Origin of the sequence: Parendozoicomonas verongulae, assembly GCF_009711465.1 — a bacterium.
GTDB lineage: Bacteria > Pseudomonadota > Gammaproteobacteria > Pseudomonadales > Endozoicomonadaceae > Sansalvadorimonas > Sansalvadorimonas verongulae.
The window spans coordinates 332-701 of sequence record NZ_SMME01000383.1 but is presented as its reverse complement, the minus strand read 5'-3'; the positions used below and the strand labels follow the sequence as shown (position 1 = coordinate 701).

Here is a 370-nt window from a genome sequence, read left to right as displayed (position 1 = left end):
AACCGTTATCAGTGAGCTTGAACGCTTGGAGGGTGGTCGGCTCTCTGAGTTTGAGCGCCGCTATGCTGCCCTGAAGGTCGAGGAGTATGCCAACCGGTACAAGCGCCCCAATACAGCGGATGCGCTCTCATACGCCATCACAGGCCGCAAGAATCGTATTGGCATTGAACGCCGCTCGGCTCAAATTGCCATGGCTCGGGATCAGTACGCGAAGGTCACCAGGGAAAAGCTTCAAAACGCTGCAGCCAGAAACAAACCTGAGGCTCAACATGAACCCGGATCATGGGAGTGGTATCGGGCGGAATATGATTGGGCGCTGTCTCCTTACCCGTTTTCCGATGATGAGCCTCTGACGACGGAGGAGGGTTTG

Annotated in this window: 1 protein-coding gene; it reads left to right on the top strand. The window is 55.7% G+C overall.

From position 1 onward, the window contains the following. The coding region (locus tag E1189_RS22395) for a hypothetical protein (protein WP_196220882.1) at window positions 1–370 on the top strand (370 nt) is incomplete at both ends.